Raw genomic sequence first — 18,060 nt, forward strand, 5'->3', positions numbered from 1 at the left:
TATGTGCCACGCTCCCGGCCCCGCAAGGGAATTGATCGGCCTACGGAACCGGGGCAGTGCGCGGGTGGGTGGCCGCCCCGCGCGTCAGCGGCGTACCTTCACCCGGTCGAGCGCCGCGACGCCCACCGCCGCGACGGCGATCTGTATGAACCACTCGATCCAGTCCGGGCCCTTGGTGTCGGCCACGCCGAACGCGGAGGCGATCCCCGCGCCGATGAACGCGGCGACGATGCCGACGACGATCGTCCACAGGATGCCGATGTGCTGGCGTCCCGGCACGACGAGCCGACCCAGTATGCCGATGATGATGCCGATGACGATGGCACTGATGATGCCTGAGATCTCCATGTCCGCCCCTTCAAGTCTGGACCCGTGCATCTAGGGGTGTTCCCGCTGCGGGCGGAGACAGTCCGTTCGACTTTTCGGGCGTCCTCGATCGGGCCCGACGGGCGCCTGTCCAGTCGCGGCATTGCCATGTACCGTTCAATAACTTGTCGCGCGGAAGACGGCTGATCATCGTTCTACGCGCGGAGACTTGAGCGCCTGCTCCGCCTCTCCCCACCCCCATGGAGGTTCGCCGGATGCTTGGATTCAGAAAGTCCCGCCACAGACTCGCCTCGGCTCTGGCCGTGTTCGGACTGGTCGTCACGGGTGCGGCCGTCCAGGCGTCCGCGCCGGCCGCCGCGGCGACCCAGCACCGCGTCCTGTTCGACAACGGCCATGCCGAGACGGCGGGCAACGCCGACTGGGTCATCTCCACCAGCCAGCCCGACCCGTTGGGCCAGGACTCCTCTCCGTCGTCCGAGACGGACTGGACCGGGGCCCTCTCCTCCTGGGGTGTCGCCCTCCAGAAGACCGGCGACTACAGCCTCAGGACACTGCCCTCGGGCTCCAGCCTCACCTACGGCGGTTCGGCCGCCAACGACCTGTCGAACTTCGACGAACTGGTGCTTCCGGAGCCCAACACGCTCTTCACCACCGCCGAGAAGACCGCGATCATGACGTTCGTGAAGAACGGCGGCGGCCTCTTCATGGTCTCCGATCACACCGGCGCCGACCGCAACAACGACGGCTACGACGCGGTCGAGATCTTCAACGACCTGATGACCAACAACAGCGTCGACTCCACGGACCCGTTCGGCTTCTCGATCGACACGCTCGACGTCGGCTCCGGATACCCGGCGGCCGTCAGCGACAGCACCAACCCGGTCCTGCACGGTTCGTTCGGCACCGTCACGAAGAGCCTGATCGCCGACGGCACCACGGCCACCCTCAAGCCGTCCGACAACTCCGCCGTCAAGGGACTGGTCTACCGCAGCGGTTACTCCGGCAACACCGGCGCGTTCTTCGCGACCAGTACCTTCGGTAGCGGCAAGGTCGCCTTCTGGGGCGACAGTTCGCCGATCGACGACGGCACCGGCCAGTCCGGCAACACGCTGTACGACGGATGGAACGACACCGGTGCCACGAACGCCGCCCTCGCCCTGAACGCCACCGAGTGGCTCGCGGGCGCAGGTGGCAGCGGCGGAGGCGGAGGAGGTGGCGGCGGCACCTGCACCGCCGCCCAACTGCTCGCCAACCCGGGCTTCGAGTCCGGCAACAGCTCCTGGACCGCCACCAGCGGTGTGATCACCAACAGCAGCAGCGAGGCCGCCCGCACCGGCTTGTACAAGGCCTGGATGGACGGCTACGGCACGGCCCGCACCGACACGCTCGCCCAGACGGTCACCGTTCCGTCCGGCTGCGCGGCCACGCTGAACTTCTTTCTCCATGTGGACACGGCCGAGACGACCACCACCACCGTGTACGACACCCTCAAGGCCCAGGTCCTGAACAGCGGTGGCACGGTCCTGTCGACGCTCGCCACGTACTCGAACCTGAACGCCGCGTCCGGGTACACGCTGCGCAGTTTCAACCTGTCCGCCTACGCGGGGCAGACGGTCACGGTCAAGTTCACCGGCACCGAGGGCTCCATGCTGCAGACGTCGTTCGTCCTCGACGACACGGCGCTCAACGTGAGCTGACCACGAGCCGGGCGAGCGAAGGGGCGGCCCCGGGTACGGGACCGCCCCTTCGCAGGTTCCAGGGCGTGTCCGCCGGGTCGGGCCGTCAGGTGATCGGACATCCCTGTCCGACGGGGGCTCCATTCGGATGCGCGACCCGTCACCGACGGTTGCACAGCCTGCCGCGCCGCGGTGACCTCGCCGACCCGCCCCAAGCCCCCTGAACCGCCCTGAACCTCCACCGCGGCCTGCACCCCCCGGGCGCGGCCACGCGGCCCGCGCCGGGGGGGGGTGCAGGGTGCAGGCGGCGGGCGGTCAGGCGGACTCGGGCGTCTCCTTTCCCTCCCGTTCCTTCCGCTCGTTCAGCAGCGCGTCGAGGACGTTCAAGGCGCGCCAGGTCCGGGTCATCCCGAACGGCGCGGTGGCCCGGACGGTGGCGCGGATCTCGTCGGGCGTCGCCCCCGCGCCCAGCGCGCGGCCGACGTGGGCGCGGAAGCTCTCCTCGAGGGTCTGGAAGAGGACGTCCACCGTCATCGTGGCGAACGCCCGCTCACGGACACTGATCCGGGACATGTCGGCGCGCATCCGCGACTGAAGGTCCATGTAGTCGGCGAAGCCCGGATCGAGGGCGCGCACCTCGGCGCGCATCGTCGCGGGGAGGGGGCTACCGGTGCCGTCCGCGTTCACCCGGTGGCCCTGGCCGGTCGGCCCGGGCAGGCCGTGCTCGCGCTCGATCTCGGCCAGCCGCTCCAGAGCGGCCAGTGCCGCGGGGTAGCCGCTGTCGTAGGAGATGAAACGGAGCAGCTCGCGCAGGTCGTCGGCGTCGAGGCCGTTGTCCAGGGCGGCCCGCACGTGCAGTTCGTACGGCATCCCGAGGACCTGTTCGCAGACGTCGGCGACGAGGCCGAGCAGGGCCCGCTCACGTGGCGTCAGCTCCGGCCCCGCCCCGGCGAGTCGGAAGGTGGCCGAGGCCATTTCGGCGAACACCGGGTCCAGTTCCTCGACCGTGGTCCGGGTCGGCAGCATCATGTGACTCCCCTTGAGTGAACGGCTGTAGGGCTACGACTGTAGCCCTACAGTCCGTCCCCTACAATGCCGGATCATGGATGCCACCACCCCGGCCCGAGAGACCGCCCGCCCCGCGCGGCGTGGCCGCAATCCGCGTGGCCAGGGCGAGCGGCTGCGCGCCGAGATCGTCGACGCGGCGCTGCGACTGCTGGACGAACTCGGCGACGACCAGGCGCTGTCGCTGCGCGCGGTCGCCCGCGAGGTGGGCATCGCCGCGACCTCCGTCTACATCCACTTCGCCGACCGCGACGCGCTGGTGCTGGCCGCGCTGGAGCACTGCCATGCGGGCCTGCTGCGCGCGGTGGACGACGCGGAGTCGGGCGCCGCCGACCCGGTGGCCGCGTTGCGCGCCCGCACGGCGCTGCTCGGCGCGTGGTCCCGAGAGCACCCGGGGCTGTACAAGGTGCTGCACGAGAGCACGCTCAACCGGCGCACGGACATGTCCTTCAAGGAGGAGATGGCAGGGCGCACGACCGCGGCGATCCGCCGCTGCATGGACGCCGGGCTGGCGCCACGCGGCGACGCGGAGACCGTCTCCCTGGATCTGCGCACGGCCGTCCACGGCGCGGTCTCGCTGCGCGTCAACCAGCCCGAGATGCCCTGGCCCCCGCTGGAGGAACAGGTGGACCGCTTCCTGACGAAACTGGTCGGCGTCCCGCCCGCGGAGGGGTGACGGCGCTGGGGGCGTGCGGCGGTCCGGCCCGGTGCCGCCACCTCACCGAACCGAACCCGCGATCCACCCCTGCTCACCGACCGACCTCACGTCAACCTCGGGAGGGTTTCCGGAGGCGGTCACTACGCCGCCGGAACGGTCGCCTCCGGTGTGTTCCACCCCGAGATCCGGATCCTGGGGGCGGAACCGTGCAGGTCCGCGGTCCGGTAGGTCGCGGTCAGTGTCGCCGACTCGCCGGGCCACAGGCTGACCTCGTTGTCGGACCACTGGACCGGCAGCACCGGCCGGCCCCTCGAATCCACCAGATGCGCGTCGGTGAACAGCGACGGCGTCTTCCCGGCCGCGGGGCCGCGGACCGTGACCGTCGTCGTGGAGGTGCCGTCGGGTCCGGCGGTGGTCGAAGCCGTCGCCGGGACCGGCACCCGCGCCATGGAGCCGAGCCCCTTGAGGTCGGCGTAGCTCGTCGTCGGCGTGTGGTACCAGTCCGTGTCGGCCCAGTCGAGGGTGCCGGCCCGGGTCGAGAGCCAGTACACGTTGCGGCTGACCGTCCTGCCCCGGGAGTCGGTGAGGACCAGCCGTGCGAGGTACGTCGTCGACAGTCCGCCGACCGAGGCCGGCACGGTGAGCGCGGTGCTGTGCGCGCCGTCCCCGTCGACCTTCACCCCGGTCGCCGTCCGGTCGTACCTCTGGGTGCCGTCGGTGTCGAAGAGCGTGACCCGGGCGGTGAGCCCGGAGGCGGCCGTGTGCCGGTTGTTCACGACCACGACCGAGCGGTTGTCGTAGGAGTACTGGACGTGCAGCGGCTCGTTCGCCTTCTTCGCGCCGAAGTAGGCACCGCCCTGGTCGAGGTAGCGGTCCAGCAACTGCCAGTGCAGCGACGTCCATCCACTGTTGAACATCCAGTAGACGACGCCGGTCGAGGGCTTCGAGGAGTCGGTGGCGTTGCGTCCGTAGGCCTCGAACTGGGCACGTACGTTCTCGTACTGGGCGAGCTGGGCCTTGCGCACGTAGTCCGCGAGACCCGTCGGCGGGCCGTAGCGTCCGGCCAGGGCGGCATCGTAGATCGCGAGGGTGCCGAAGGTCGCCGACGGTGAGCGGTGGTACTGCGGGGCCCCGGGGTTCTTCCAGAGGGTGTCGAGCTCGGCGGGGGACATCATGCGGCGCAGGGTGTCGAGGGTGGGGATGTCGGGGCCCGCGCTGGTCTCGGAGTTGAAGCCGGTGGCGCCGCCCTCGCGCTTGGCGTACCAGTAGTCCGGCGGGACCCAGTCGTAGGGACCGGTCATCTTCATGCCTGAACGGCCGCTGACGGGAGCGGAGTTGTCGGAGGCGGCCGCGACCACGGGGGTCGCCCAGTCGGCGGCCCTCAAGGCGTCGAGGTAGTCCTTCTCGATCGTGGCGTCCGGTGCGAAGTCGCTGCCGATGAGGAACGAGACGACGCTCGGGTGGTCGCGCAGCCGGGCGGCCTCCGCGGCCATCGAGGCCTTGGCGACCGGGTGGTCGGCAGGGGTCCACGGGTCGCCGGACTCACTGCCGTTGACGTTCCCCTCCCACTTGTCGCAGCACTCCCACCCGGGCAGCGTGAGGATGCCGTACCGGTCGGCGAGGTCGAAGAACTCGTCGGGTTCGAGGTGCCCTTCGAGGCGGATGGTGTTGAGCCCGAGGTCGAGCGCGTACTTCAGCCGGTCCGCCACGTACGTCCGGTCCCAGCGCAGGAACTCGTCCGGGGACCAACCGCCGCCCTTGATCAGCAGCTTGCGGCCGTTGATGCTGTACTGCCGTGCGCCGTCGGCGTCGAGCGGGGCCTTCGCATCGCGGATACCGAAGTCCTCGTGCGCCGTGTCGGAGACGGTGCCGGCGACGGTGGCGGTCAGACCGAGGCCGTACAGCGGCTGTCCGCCCATGCCCGCGGGCCACCACACCTTCGGAGCGTCCAGGTGCAGCCCGGGGGAGTCCGCGGGGGTGAACGTCACCGATTTCGTCTCGTGCGGGCGCAGCGGGACGGCGGTGCCGAAGGTCGCCGTCGAGCCGATGGAGCCGGAGACCGTCGTGGTGACCGCGGTGTCCGAGTCGTTGCGCACCCGCGCCTTCACGGTCAGGTCCGCGGAGGCGAGCGAGGGGACGGCGAGCCTGCTCACGACGTGCGCGTCACGGAGCGTGACCGGGCCCCCGCGACGGACGAGGACGTCACGCACGATGCCCATGTTCTCGTCGGGCGGTGGCTGGATCCAGTCGATCCAGCCCATCGTGAGGTTCTGGTCGGGCTGGTTGGGCCGGACGCGGAACGCGACCGTGTTCGTGCCCGCCCGTACCAGCGAGGTGATGTCGAGTTCGTGGCGGGCGTAGGCGCCCGCCACCTCCGTGGCGGCCGCGACGCGCTCGCCGTTCACGTAGACGTCGGCGGCCGAGACCACCCCGCTGAAGTCCAGATAACTGCGCTCGGCGGTGTCGCCGACCGTGAAGTCCGAGCGGTACCACCAGGGCACGGCGAAGTCGGCCTCGGGGATCCGCTGTTGGTTGGTCGAGTAGAACGGATCCGCGTACACGCCGTCCGCGAGCAGCGCCGCGAGGACCGTGGACCGCGAGCCCGCCGGATACCATCCGGCCGCCGGATAGCCCGGGCTGGAGACGGCGGCCGCCGAGTCCGCGACCTTTGCCGTCGACTGGATCGCGTAGCCGGAGAGCGCGGTGGCGCTGCCCGCCACGGACGGCACCGGCGTGGCACGGGCGGGCGCGGTGGCGGCCGGTCCGGCGTCACGGGGCCCCGCCCACGCGCTCGTCGAGAGGGTGCCCAGAAGGCTCAGGGCGACGGCGGCGGTGGCCAGGCGCCGACGTGCGGCACAGCGGTCCAACACGGTGGTCTCCTCTGGGGGTTGGGGATCATCCGCGCTACGGGACTGCAAGTTAGGAAACTTTACTAACTGGGCCCACAAGCTAGGTCGCCGAGTCGGTGGTGTCAATCGCCGGTGGCCGCGAGCCCACCCTCAGGAGGCCGACCGCCGGTCGAACACCACGTCCCGGGCCGTCCCCAGCGCGGTGGCCACCGCGCCGAGCAGCACCGCGTCCTCGCCCAGTCGGCTGGGCACGATCTTCGGCCGCAGCGGTGTGAGCGTGCGCAGGGTCTCGCGCACGGGCCGCAGCAGCAGGTCGATGCTGTGGCCCACCCCACCGCCCAGCACCACGAGATCGGGATCGAGCACCGCCGCCGCTGCCGCCACCGTGTGCGCGATCCGCTCGCCCTCCAGCCGGACGGCCCGCACGGCCGCGGGGTGGCCCTCGCGCGCCGCGTCGAAGACGGCCTTCGCGGTGAGTTGTCCCGTCATGCCGAAGTGCCGCGCCGCCTCGACGACGGCCACGCCGGACACCGCGTCCTCCAGCGTCTCCGGCTTCTGCTGCCCAGGCCACGGCAGGAACCCGATCTCCCCGGCCCCGCCGTGCGCCCCGGTGAACAGCCGCCCCTCGCTGACCACACCCATGCCGAGCCCGGTGCCGATCATGATGTACGCGAAGAGCCGGCTGCCCGCGCCGACGCCGTACGTGTACTCGCCGAGCGCCGCGAGATTCGCGTCGTTGTGCACCTCCAGCGGGATGCCCAGCATTTCGCGCATCCGGTCGAACAGGCCCGCCCGGCCCCAGCCCGGAAGATGCATCGCGTACCGCACCCGGCGCTGCTTCTCGTCGTACACGCCCGGTGTGCCCACCACCGCGTGGGCCACCTCGTCGGTGCCGAGGCCGGAGTTGGCGACGACCTGGCGGGCGGTGTCGACCACCAGGTCGGCCATCGCCCCCGAACTGCGTGCCCGGTTGCGTACATCGGCGCGTGCGACCACCGCGCCGTCCAGATCCGCGACCGCCACCCGCAGCCAGCCGCGGCCGATGTCGATGCCGAGCGCGTGGCCGGCCGCGGGGTCCGGAGCGTAGAGGACCGCCACCCGGCCGCGTTCCGGAGCGTGCGTGCCGACCTCGTGGACGAGTCCGGCCTCCTCCAGCGCGGCGAGCGCGCTGGAGACCGTCGGCTTCGACAGCCCCGTCTCGCGGGCGAGTTGGGCTCGTGACGCGGGACCGTCCGCGCGCAACCGGTCGAGGAGCAGCCGCTCGTTGGTGCTGCGCAGGCGGCGGCGGTTCCAGGGCTGTCCGGGCTGCTCGTTGGCGTCGCGGGCGGGCATCGCTCCATTCTCACGCATTCATGACACCCCCTTGACGCATCTAGTAAGGCTCCTTAACTTTATCGCCCAGTCAGCCCCGCCGGGCGAGCCACGAGGGGAGCCCAGCGCCGGCCGGTCACCCGCCGCCCCTGATCCGTCGGCCGCCATCCGGGCCGTTCCCGTACGCCGTCCCTCTCTCCCCTCGTCCCGATCACAGGAGGCCCCATGTCCGGCAGTCCGCCACCCACCGGCGGTTTCGTCCGCCGCGTCGGCCTGTTCCAGGCCACCGCCATCAACATGAGCCAGATGTGCGGGATCGGTCCGTTCGTGACGATCCCGCTGATGGTCGCCGCGTTCGGCGGCCCCCAGGCGATCATGGGCTTCGTCGCGGGCGCGGTACTGGCCCTCGCGGACGGCCTGATCTGGGCCGAACTCGGCGCCTCCATGCCCGGTTCCGGCGGCAGTTACGTGTATCTCCGCCAGGCCTTCCAGTACCGCTCCGGACGCCTGATGCCGTTCCTGTTCGTCTGGACGGCCATGCTCTTCATCCCGCTGATCATGTCCACCGGCGTGGTCGGTTTCGTCCAGTACCTGGGATATCTGGCCCCCGACATGGGCAGGACCACCGGGGACCTGATCGGCCTCGGTGTGATCGTCCTGGTCGTCGTGCTCCTGTGGCGCGGCGTCGAGCACATCGCGCGCATCACGGCCGTCATGTGGGCCGTCATGATCGCTTCGGTGCTCCTGGTGATCGTCGCCGCGGCCACCGACTTCAGCGCCCATCTGGCCTTCACCTACCCGGCGCATGCCTTCGAGCTGACCAGCGGTCACTTCTGGGTCGGGTTCGCCGCGGGGCTGACCATCGGCATCTACGACTACCTGGGCTACAACACCACCGCGTACATGGGCGCCGAGATCAAGGACCCGGGCCGCACCCTGCCCCGTTCCATCATCTTCTCCATCCTCGGCATCATGGCGATCTACCTCCTGCTGCAGATCGGCACACTCGGCGTCGTCGACTGGCACCGGATGACCGATCCCGGCGACATCGCCTCCACCTCCGTGGCCTCGGCCGTCCTGGAGGAGACCTGGGGCAAGGGCGCCGCCGACACGGTCACCGTCCTCATCCTCATCACCGCCTTCGCCTCGGTCTTCACCGGGCTGCTGGGCGGCTCGCGCGTCCCGTACGACGCCGCCCGCGAACGCGTCTTCTTCCGCCCGTACGCGAAACTGCATCCCAGGCACCGCTTCCCGATGCTGGGCCTGGCGACCATGGGCGTCATCACCGCCGTCGGCTTCCTCATCGGCCGCCACACCGACCTGGCGACCCTGATCCAGCTCCTCACCACGGTCATGGTGATCGTCCAGGCGCTGGCCCAGATCGTCGCCCTCTCGGTGCTGCGCCGACGCCAACCGGCGCTGCGGCGCCCGTACAGGATGTGGCTCTACCCGCTCCCGAGTCTCATCGCGCTCATCGGCTGGCTCACCATCTACGGCTACGCGGACAAGAACTCCCCGGGCCGCCACCCCATCGAATGGTCCCTGGCGTGGCTCGCCCTCGGCTGCGTCGCCTTCGTGGTCTGGGCACGGCTGGAGAAGGTGTGGCCCTTCGGGCCGAAGGAGATCTCGGAGGAGTACCTGACCGGACCGGCACCGGACGTGGAGCCGGCCACCACCTGAGCCGGTGCCCCGGTCCGCCGCGGTTCCATGGCCCGTCCACCGCCGTACGAAAACCGGGAGGCGCCCGCGCGGGCGCCTCCCGGTCGAAGTCGGCGGCGAGGAAAGCGAAGGAACTCGTTTTCAGGAAAGGAAATGGAGAAGGAAGCCCCTTCATGGCCTCGCCGCGGGCAACGCTAGCACTCAGCCCGGGATCAAGTCGCGCAGGTTTTCGAGGGTGATGACCCGGGAGTCCGGGTGCAGCCCCTCGGGGCGTTCGAGACCGATGTACGTCACGGGTTCGTCCGGGACACCGCCGTCCCACAGATCCACGGCCGTCGCGTCGCCGGACATCAGGTCGGTCAGGTAGCGCACCGTCAGATGCTCGCGCTCCACGACGGCGCGCACCACCTTGGACACCGACACCCGGTTCTCCTCGACCCGGTTGGCCGACGAGATGCCCTTCAGATACAGGTGCAGCCACTTGGCGCGCCACCGGCCGTCGTCCTCGCGCCGGAACACCAGCGGCAGCGCCACACGCCCCACCCCGCGAAGCTCCGACTTCATCCGCACCGTGCGCGGTTCGAACGGGCGGCCCTTCTGCTCGCCGTCGCGCAGCATGAAGCCGAAGAACGACTCCTCGACCTCTTCGAAGCTCTCGCCGGCGTAGATGTTCACCTGCGGAACGATGAATGCGCTGCGTACCCGGTCCAGGGAGAGGCTGATGAATTCCGAGGCCCCGTCGGGTGCCTCGGTGACATCGCCCGAGTGCTCGCCCCCGACAGCCCTGAGGGAGGTGTAGGAGAGCCACGCGTCGGTGCTGTAGTCGGTGTGGAGAAGCAGCGCGGAGAAGTCGTAGTCGGTCCGTTCCTCGGCCTCCTTCCAGTACACGAAGAAGCGCAGCTGTTCGCCGTCGACCGCCGAGACCGAACCCCGCGGCAGTACGCCGAGCCCGGCCGCACTCGCCCTGCCGCTGAGCGGGAGCGCCACGTCGAGGACGTCGGGGTCGAGCAACAGCCGGCCCGGCGCCGGGAGCCTGCGGCGCAGTTCGGCGTCGAGCGCGGCGATCAGACGATCGCGGTCGGCGGCCGGGACGGTCGGCCGGTGGTCGGGGGTCGTCCACGCGCGGCCCCGGCGGTTGACGAAGATACGGGGTTCGCCGGTCTCCCGTTCCCGGTTGTGGAAGTGCTCGCGGACCGAGAGCACCACCCGGCCGGAGACCGCGGGGGCGGCCTCCACCGCGGCGGCCACCACCGCGTCCCGCTCCTCCTGGTCGGCGCCGATACGCAGCAGGAGGTCCAAGGCGCGGAACAGCTTGCCGGGAGCGGACCTCAGCAGCCGCACCGCGCCGAGGACGTCGAACTCGTCGAGCAGCTTCTCCACACGGCTGTCGAAGGACCGCGCCTCCTTCTCGCCCCGCGCCACGGCGAACACATCGGCGGCGTGCGGCCAGCGCGGGTACTCGTGCGGGTGCAGACGCTCGCCGAGCCGTTTGAAAGGCTCGCGGTGCGCGTGCACATCGGCCAGCTTGGCGGGGTTCGCCGCGACCACGGCGTCGAGGCCCGCGAGCAGCGCACGGCGGGCCGGCCGCGAGAGTGCCCGAAACCGGGTCGGCTCCCGCAGCGTCACGTCACCGCCCGACAGTGCGCAGGCCAGCCGCAGCACATCGGTGACGGTGTCCACGAGGAGGTCCGCGCCGACAGCGAGACGGGCCTCGTTGACGACCGCCCGGTTCTCCCGGACCGGGATCGACTCCGGCTGGGGGCCGAGTGCGCACCGTCCCGCGAGGGTCTCGAGGTCGCGCAGGTGGTCCTCGCCCAGGGGCGTCGTGCTGCCCGCCAGGGCCAGGTAGAGGTCCGTGAGTTCGTCGTCCAGGTCCCGTCCGAGGTGCAGGACGGTCACCCGGTCGCCCGCCGAGGCGATCAGCTCGTCCTGCGCCGCGAGCATCTCCTCGTAGGTGTGCTGGTAGCGGCCGTACGCGGGGAGGCTGAGCAGGTCGAGCACGCCGTGCGTCAGCTGCGTCAGCACGTTCTCGCGCGACGTGTCGTCGCGGAGCGCCTTCGTCACACAGCGCATCCAGAACTCTTCGGTGTCCGGCACGTTCTCCGGAAAGTCGATGAAGTACGAGTTGTGCCGGACGTGGTCGCCCACCATCTCGCTCACGGTGGCCAGCGTCCGCTCGGCGGTGTGCACGACCGCGGCTTCGGACAGCCCCGACAGCCGCTCCAGCAGCTCCGCCGAGAGCTTGTAGCCCACGGATGTCAGCGCCGCGTCGAACTGCCGTGCCGCGGTGGCTCCTTCACCGGCGGAGCCCTCGGGGGACGGAACGCGGCGGGTGTGCCGGATGACCAGCGATTCGAGACTGTGCGCCATTCGGGGATGATCGCAGAGGTGTGCGAGCCGGCGCACAGGAGTTTTTTCGTACGCGCGTGGGAGCACTCTCCCCTGTGCCCCCGGTGCGGGCCGGCGTCTCTGGCCATGCCGAGGTCCGACGCCGCGGGGAGGGGAGGGCGGGAGTCAGGTCGTCGTGCGTGGTCCCTGGGCTGGGGCGTAGGGGTGTCACGTGCGCAAGAAATCGAACAAGTGATCTAATGGAATGCATGACGCGTGACTCCTTCCCTCCCGACCTGATCGACCTGCACCTGGCCTACGCCCGCACCTACCGGGCCCTGGCGGACGCGTCCCCCGGGCAGGGCGCGCGGCTGCGACGCGACCTGGTCCGGCTCCACGCCCGACTGCTGCATCACCCGTACTGGTCGCTCCGCGCGGGCAGCCCGTCCACCGGGTGGGCGGCCCTGCGTCACCAGCTCCAGGCCGGCGGCGTGGGGCAGCGGGACGGAAGGGGAACTGTCTGAGCGCCCGCCGGGAAGCGCTCGGGTGTCACCGGCCATCCGTGCGCGGCGGACGGGCGCCGGGCGTGAACCCGCCGGGCGTCGCCCCGGTCTCGCCGGACGTCCTGCCCGGCGAGACCAGGAGCGACACCGGGCTCACGACTCCGAGTAGTGCGACAGCTGCTCCCTGAGCACGCTCGCGTTGACGCCTCCCTCGAGGTGCTCCTTCAGGTTGTCGGCCAGGGTGACCAGCATTTCGTGGACTCCCTCCTGTTCGTCCACCTTTCTGAGGAGGTCCTGGGCTTCCCTCCCGTCGTCCTCGCGGAGGAATCCGCACACTGTGTCCAGGGTGATCTCGCCCCGGAAGTCGATGAGCATGTTGTCCTGGAGGTACTTGATCAGCTCGTTCACAGGGGCCCCGATTCAGCAGAAAGTCACGTTGAGTGCTTATCTGCTAACGTAACGCAACCGTTTGTGCTGTGTCCGTCGCCCGCGCTGGTAGCCGCTCGGGTCGCCCTCTTCCTGTCTCCTCGTCTGCCCGCCGTTCCGGTCGGCCGACTCGTGCCGGAGCGGTGCCCGAACCCGGCGGAGCCGCCTCGGCGACTCCAGAACAGTCGTGCGACACCGACCGCGCGGCAAGGCCAGGCAGATGTCCTCTCGCCGCGAACGGACCGGCTGCGTAAGGTACGAGCGGCCCGGGAGCGGGGCCGCGGGGGCGACGCGACCGAGGGGCTGGGAAGCGGGGGTGGCGGGGTGGCGGACGCGACGGATGAGACAGACGCGACAGACGCGGCGGACGTGGGGCGGCGTGCGGACGAGGCCGGGGAGGCCGGCGGGCGGATCGCACCGCTGGACCGGCGGGTGTTCGCCGTCGCGGGGGTGGTCCTGGCCGTGCTCATGGGGCTGTCCCCGCGCTACGGCTTCCACATCGACGAGCTGTACTTCCTCGACTGCGCCCGGCACCTCCAGGCGAGCTACGTGGACCAGCCGGCGCTGGCGCCGCTGCTGGCCAGGGTGTCGCTGTCGTTGTTCGGGGTCTCCGAGGCGGGCCTGCGGCTGTGGCCCGCGCTGGCCGCCGCGGGCACGGTGGTCGTGGGCGGGATGACCGCGCGGGAGTTCGGCGGCGCGCGGCGGGCCCAGTTGCTCGCGGCGGTCGCGACCGGCACCATGCCCGTGCTGCTGGGCGGCGCGCACATCGCCAACACCACGTCGTACGAACTGCTGGCGTGGGCGGCGATCGCGCTCGTGGTCGTACGGATCGGCCGCACCGGCGACACCCGGTGGTGGCTCGTCGCGGGAGTACTGGTCGGCATCGGCGCGGAGTTCAACCACCTCGCGGCGATCTTTGGGATCGTCCTGCTGGCTGCCGTGGTGCTCGGCCCGGCCCGCCGGACCGCGGCCGACCGCCGGCTGCTCGTCGGCGCCGCGACAGCCGTGCTGCTCGTGCTGCCCGATCTGTGGTGGCAGGCGCGGCACGGCTGGGTCATGTTCGCGATGACGCGGGCACTGAACGGGGAGAACGGAGGCCCGGGGAACATCCTCACCTGGGTCGTGGGGCAGTTCGGCATGTCCTGTCTGGCGATGGCGGTGCTGTGGGTGGCGGGCCTGCGGTTCCTGTGGCGGTCCGGACGGCCGCTGTGGCGGTGCCTGGTGACCGTGTACGCCGTGCTGTTCGTGCTGTTCGCCGTGACGACCGGAGCGCAGGTGTACTACCTGGGCGGACTGTACGTGTGCCTGCTGGCGGCCGGGGCGGTGGGACTCGACGGATGGCTGCACTCCCGCCCGGACCGGCCGCGCGGCCTGCTGATCGCAACCGCCGCCTCGACCGCGCTGCTCGCCGTGATCGTGCTGCCGGTGCTGCCGCCCGCCGACGCGGCCTGGACGTACGACGTCAGCACGAATTCGGGGGAATCCCTGGGCTGGCCCCAACTGGTCGGCACGGTACGGGAGGTGTGGACCGGGCTCCCGCCCGGGCAGCGCGCGAACGCGGTGGTCTTCGCGGCGGACTACGGCGAAGCCGGCGCCATCAACGAGCTCGGCCGCGGTACCGGACTGCCCACCGCCGTGAGCGCCCACAACACCGACTGGTGGTGGGGTCCCGGCAACCCGCACGCCACGACCGTGGTGGCCGTCGTCCCCGGCCCCGAGCACGCCCCCGCGTACGCCACCCATCTGCGCCGGTACTTCCGGCACGTCCGCGTGGCCGCCACGCTCTCCAACCCCGACGGTGTGCACAACATCGAATGGGGCGGGCACGTCTACGTCTGTTCAGGCCCCCGCCGCCCGTGGGGCGAGATGTGGCCCGAACTGCGCACCTACGCATGACGCGCCCCGCCCCCGCCGCGGCTCCCGCCCACGCGGACCGAAGCCGGGGGGACAGGGTGCGGCTCGACCCGGACACGTGCGGCTATGCCTTCGGCGGCCGCAGAGGCCCGGGGACGTTGATTTCCTGCTCGGCCCAGACGGTCTTGCCCGCGGAGGAGTGGCGGCTGCCTCGTCGACTGGACAGTTGCGCGACGAGAAAGAGGCCGCGCCCGCCCTCGTCCGTCGGACGGGCGTGGCGCAGACGGGGGACGGAGTCACTGGTGTCGGTCACCTCGCAGACCAGCACCTCGTGGCGGATGAGGCGAAGGGTGATGGCGCCGGCACCGTGTCGTACGGCGTTGGTGACCAGCTCGCTGACGATGAGTTCGGTGGTGGCGACCAGGCCCTCCAGTCCCCATCCGGTCAACTGGGCCGTGGCCAGGGCCCGTGCGTGCGCGACGACGATCGGATCGTTCGGCAGGTCCCAGGTGGCGATCTGTGACGGCACGAGCGAATGCGTCCGCGCCAGGAGCAGAGTGGCGTCGTCCTCCAGCGCTCTGGCGGGCAGGGTGTCGAACGCGGCCGTGCAGAGGTCGTCCAGAGGACGGTCCGGTCGTGCCAGGGCGGCACCCAGCCGACGTATCCCGGCGTCGATGTCCTGATCCCGGGTCTCCACGAGCCCGTCGGTGTAGAAGGCGATCACACTGCCCTCGGGAAGTTCCAGATCCACTGCCTCGAAGGAGGCCGGCCCGACACCGAGCGGCAGACCTGCCGGAAGGTCGGGGATCGACACCCGGCCCTGCGGCGAGATCACCACGGGCGGCGGGTGGCCCGCCCGGGCCATCGTGCAGTGCCGGGTGGCCGGGTCGTAAACGGCATACAGGCAGGTGGCGCCGACTTCCGCGCTGTCGCGTCCCGGGCTGCGGCCGTCCTCCACGTCGAGGCGCGAGATGGTGTCGTCGAGGTGTGCCAGCAACTCGTCCGGGCACAGGTCCATGTTGGCGAGCGTGTGCACCGCGGCCCGCAGCCGGCCCATGGTCGCCGCGGCGTTGATGCCGTGGCCGACCACGTCGCCCACGACCAGGGCCACCCGGGCGCCGGACAGCGGGATGACGTCGAACCAGTCGCCGCCCACGCCGTGCTGCGTGTCGGCGGGAACGTAGCGAGACGCCACTTCCACGGCCACCCCGCCGACGAGCCGCCCCGGCAGCAGGTTGCGCTGAAGGGCGAGGGCCGCGGCCCGCTCGCGCACATAGCGGCGGGCGTTGTCCAGGGACAAGGCGGCGCGAGCGACGAGTTCCTCGGCCAGCCGCAGATCGTCCGCCTCGAAGGGCACGGAGTCGCCCATGCGGAAGAAGACCGCCACGCCCAGCACCGCACCGCGCGCGTGGATGGGCACGATCATCAGCGAGTGCATCGCGTACCTGCGAATCTTGTCCGACCGTCTCCGGTCCCGGTCGAGCCAGGTGCCCCGGGAGGCGTTCAGTGCCGGTTCGAGATGTGATGCGCCCGAGGCGAGGACCTCCGTGAAGGGGGAAGGGGCCGGTACGGACACGGTCTCGCCGCGCGACCAGAGCGACTCGGGTATGCCCTCGTGAATCGATGCCACGCCCGCGCGGCGGAAGGCGGGCACGTGGCCGTTCGTCGAGCCCAGCCGGGCCAGGGAGTCCTCGCCCAGCGCGACGGACTCCGCCAGGTCCACGCTGACGTAGTCCGCGATACGGGCCACGGCCAGGTCGGCGAGTTCCTGCCCGGTCCTCATCACCTCCAGCGTGGTGCCGACCCGGGTGCTGGCCTCGCTGAGCACGGCCAGGCGCTCGCGGGCCCGCTGCCGGTCCGTCACATCGACGCTCATGGCGCACACCCCCAGGGTGCGCCCGTCGGCGTCGTCGAGACGGAAGAACGAGGTCGAGAAGGAGTGTTCCTGCTGTGGTTTCGTCGGCATCCACGCGCGGTATTCGTGATCGACCTGCGGCTCGCCGCTCCGCAGGACCAGCCGCATCACCGCCTCGACCGACTCGGCCTCGGATCCCGGCAGCACCTCCGTCAGCCGGCGCCCGAGCCTTTTCTCGCGGGGGATGCCGTCCTGGAGTGCCAGCGCGTCGTTGACCCAGGTGCACCGCAGGTCGGTGTCGCGCACGGCGATGCCGATCGGCGCCCCGGTGAGAAGCGCATGCACCCCGGCCCCGTTCATCGGCCACGAGGGAACAGCCGTCATCTCGGTGGCGGTGACCAGCCAGCGCACTTCTCCGTCCCGCTCCGTGAGGGGGCAGACCCGAAGGTACACATCCAGCGGGGTGCCGTCGCCGCGGCGGAGCCCGGCGATCCCGGACCAACCGTCGCCCCGGCGGCTCCGATCCGTGAAGGCGGGTGCCCTCAGGATCACCTCCGGGTTCACCAGCAGCCGCGCGACGTGTCGGCCGATCGCGTCAGCGGCCGCAAGGCCGCTGAGCCGCTCGGCCTCCCGGCCCCACGCGACCACCACTCCGTGTGCGTCCACCGCCGCCATGGCCGTGTCGACCATGTGCCCGGCTCCGTGCCCGGCGTCGGGCATCGTGTCCCCAACTCTGGCCATGGGCGCTGTCCCTCCTTCAGGGTGTCGATCGGGCGGTGGGACTCGCGTCGGCGAGGCGGTCGAGCCAATCCGCCAGGAGTGCGCGCTCGGACGGTGTCAGCGCGGTGGTGTCGGCCCGGGACAACGCCTCACGCAGGGTCGCGGCTCGGCGTGCCAGGTCCGCGCTCTGCTCCTCGGCGGTGCTCGTGGTCGTGATCATGCGCAGTGCGTGTTCACGGGCCGTCGCCGGCAGGTACTGGTCCCGCTCGGAGGGGGGCGTCGCGATGAGTGACAGCACGACACCCAGGCCCATCGCATGGACGAGCTGCGTGGCCCGCTCCACACTCATGCGGAGCCGGCCGGCCGCGGCCACCCGGGTAAGAGTCCGCCGGAGGATCGCGATGGTCTCGAGTCCCCCCGGTATGCCGCCGCGATAACGGCCTTCGCCGTACATCAGAACGTAGAACCCCGGCTGGGAGAGACCGAACCCGACGTGCAGGTCCCAGGACCGGCGCAGATCGGCGACGGGGTCGTCGGTCTCTTCGAGGGCCTGCTTCTCGCGGAGATACTGCTGGAAGCCGTACGCCGCGAGGGCGTCGAGCAGTCCGTCCTTGTCTCCGAACAGCCGGTACAGAGTCGGCGGCTGCACGCCGGCCGCCGCGCTCACGGCGCGCGTCGAGATGCCCGCACGTCCCTGGGAGCTCAGGAGCTCCGCGGCGGCGCGCAGAACCCGCTGCCGGGTACGTACGGCCCTCTCTTGCATCTGTCCAATTTATCACTGTTATGATATTTTTACATAGCATTGATAGGGTGCAGCGGCGGCTTGTGC

General features: G+C 70.9%; 13 protein-coding genes. 5 read left to right on the forward strand and 8 right to left on the reverse strand.

Translation table 11 applies throughout. From position 1 onward, the window contains the following. Positions 1-84: 84 nt before the first annotated feature. Positions 85-348: a GlsB/YeaQ/YmgE family stress response membrane protein gene (locus tag OG199_RS38875; protein WP_266696634.1), complete on the reverse strand. Its 264-nt coding sequence runs from the start codon at positions 346-348 to the stop codon at positions 85-87. Positions 349-581: 233 nt separating this feature from the next. Here OG199_RS38875 and OG199_RS38880 point away from each other — a divergent pair, with 233 nt between their 5' ends. Beyond that, positions 582-2,024, forward strand: a complete 1,443-nt coding sequence (locus tag OG199_RS38880) for a hydrolase (protein ID WP_405833564.1) — start codon at positions 582-584, stop codon at positions 2,022-2,024. A 294-nt stretch (positions 2,025-2,318) separates the two neighbouring features. On the opposite strand, the gene OG199_RS38885 is transcribed toward OG199_RS38880, so the two are convergent. Next, complete coding sequence (locus OG199_RS38885; RefSeq protein WP_405833566.1) at positions 2,319-3,032, reverse strand: carboxymuconolactone decarboxylase family protein; 714 nt, start codon at positions 3,030-3,032, stop codon at positions 2,319-2,321. 73 nt (positions 3,033-3,105) lie between these two features. Between OG199_RS38885 and OG199_RS38890 the strand changes: the two genes are divergently transcribed. Next, complete coding sequence (locus OG199_RS38890) at positions 3,106-3,744, forward strand: TetR/AcrR family transcriptional regulator (protein ID WP_405833567.1); 639 nt, start codon at positions 3,106-3,108, stop codon at positions 3,742-3,744. 122 nt (positions 3,745-3,866) lie between these two features. On the opposite strand, the gene OG199_RS38895 is transcribed toward OG199_RS38890, so the two are convergent. Both OG199_RS38895 and OG199_RS38900 read right to left on the reverse strand, forming a co-directional pair. Beyond that, entirely contained in the window at positions 3,867-6,596 is a 2,730-nt protein-coding gene (locus OG199_RS38895) for a glycosyl hydrolase 2 galactose-binding domain-containing protein (protein ID WP_405833569.1), read from the reverse strand. Between the two features lie 129 nt (positions 6,597-6,725). Then, a complete protein-coding gene (locus OG199_RS38900) occupies positions 6,726-7,907 on the reverse strand; it encodes an ROK family transcriptional regulator (RefSeq protein WP_356805198.1) in 1,182 nt (393 codons plus the stop codon). A 204-nt stretch (positions 7,908-8,111) separates the two neighbouring features. Here OG199_RS38900 and OG199_RS38905 point away from each other — a divergent pair, with 204 nt between their 5' ends. Beyond that, complete coding sequence (locus OG199_RS38905) at positions 8,112-9,566, forward strand: APC family permease (protein WP_356805191.1); 1,455 nt, start codon at positions 8,112-8,114, stop codon at positions 9,564-9,566. Between the two features lie 180 nt (positions 9,567-9,746). On the opposite strand, the gene OG199_RS38910 is transcribed toward OG199_RS38905, so the two are convergent. Further along, on the reverse strand, positions 9,747-11,915 hold the full coding sequence (locus tag OG199_RS38910; RefSeq protein WP_405833572.1) for a hypothetical protein: 2,169 nt from the start codon (positions 11,913-11,915) through the stop codon (positions 9,747-9,749). Between the two features lie 227 nt (positions 11,916-12,142). On the opposite strand from OG199_RS38910, the gene OG199_RS38915 reads away from it, so the two are divergent. Next, positions 12,143-12,397 (forward strand): hypothetical protein, encoded by a 255-nt coding sequence (locus OG199_RS38915; protein WP_405833573.1) that lies wholly within the window; start codon positions 12,143-12,145, stop codon positions 12,395-12,397. 132 nt (positions 12,398-12,529) lie between these two features. Here the strand turns inward: OG199_RS38915 and OG199_RS38920 are convergent, their stop codons facing one another. Beyond that, positions 12,530-12,784 carry a hypothetical protein gene (locus OG199_RS38920; protein ID WP_356805187.1) on the reverse strand — a complete coding sequence of 85 codons (255 nt, stop codon included), beginning with the start codon at positions 12,782-12,784 and terminating at the stop codon, positions 12,530-12,532. Between the two features lie 342 nt (positions 12,785-13,126). Between OG199_RS38920 and OG199_RS38925 the strand changes: the two genes are divergently transcribed. Then, positions 13,127-14,698: an ArnT family glycosyltransferase gene (locus OG199_RS38925; protein ID WP_405833575.1), complete on the forward strand. Its 1,572-nt coding sequence runs from the start codon at positions 13,127-13,129 to the stop codon at positions 14,696-14,698. A gap of 82 nt (positions 14,699-14,780) precedes the next feature. Here the strand turns inward: OG199_RS38925 and OG199_RS38930 are convergent, their stop codons facing one another. Beyond that, entirely contained in the window at positions 14,781-17,252 is a 2,472-nt protein-coding gene (locus OG199_RS38930) for a SpoIIE family protein phosphatase (protein ID WP_405833577.1), read from the reverse strand. Positions 17,253-17,268: 16 nt separating this feature from the next. Then, on the reverse strand, positions 17,269-17,994 hold the full coding sequence (locus tag OG199_RS38935; protein WP_356805182.1) for a TetR/AcrR family transcriptional regulator: 726 nt from the start codon (positions 17,992-17,994) through the stop codon (positions 17,269-17,271). Between the last annotated feature and the right edge of the window lie 66 nt (positions 17,995-18,060).

The sequence above is a fragment of the Streptomyces sp. NBC_01176 genome (genome assembly GCF_045039825.1).
Lineage (GTDB): Bacteria > Actinomycetota > Actinomycetes > Streptomycetales > Streptomycetaceae > Streptomyces.

Bases quoted from the DNA above. Each gene is read 5' to 3' on its own strand.
- OG199_RS38875 (WP_266696634.1), bottom strand. From the start codon at position 348: ATGGAGATCTCAGGCATCATCAGTGCCATCGTCATCGGCATCATCATC.
- OG199_RS38880 (WP_405833564.1), top strand. From the start codon at position 582: ATGCTTGGATTCAGAAAGTCCCGCCACAGACTCGCCTCGGCTCTGGCC.
- OG199_RS38885 (WP_405833566.1), bottom strand. From the start codon at position 3,032: ATGATGCTGCCGACCCGGACCACGGTCGAGGAACTGGACCCGGTGTTC.
- OG199_RS38890 (WP_405833567.1), top strand. From the start codon at position 3,106: ATGGATGCCACCACCCCGGCCCGAGAGACCGCCCGCCCCGCGCGGCGT.
- OG199_RS38900 (WP_356805198.1), bottom strand. From the start codon at position 7,907: ATGCCCGCCCGCGACGCCAACGAGCAGCCCGGACAGCCCTGGAACCGC.
- OG199_RS38905 (WP_356805191.1), top strand. From the start codon at position 8,112: ATGTCCGGCAGTCCGCCACCCACCGGCGGTTTCGTCCGCCGCGTCGGC.
- OG199_RS38910 (WP_405833572.1), bottom strand. From the start codon at position 11,915: ATGGCGCACAGTCTCGAATCGCTGGTCATCCGGCACACCCGCCGCGTT.
- OG199_RS38915 (WP_405833573.1), top strand. From the start codon at position 12,143: ATGACGCGTGACTCCTTCCCTCCCGACCTGATCGACCTGCACCTGGCC.
- OG199_RS38930 (WP_405833577.1), bottom strand. From the start codon at position 17,252: ATGGCCAGAGTTGGGGACACGATGCCCGACGCCGGGCACGGAGCCGGG.
- OG199_RS38935 (WP_356805182.1), bottom strand. From the start codon at position 17,994: ATGCAAGAGAGGGCCGTACGTACCCGGCAGCGGGTTCTGCGCGCCGCC.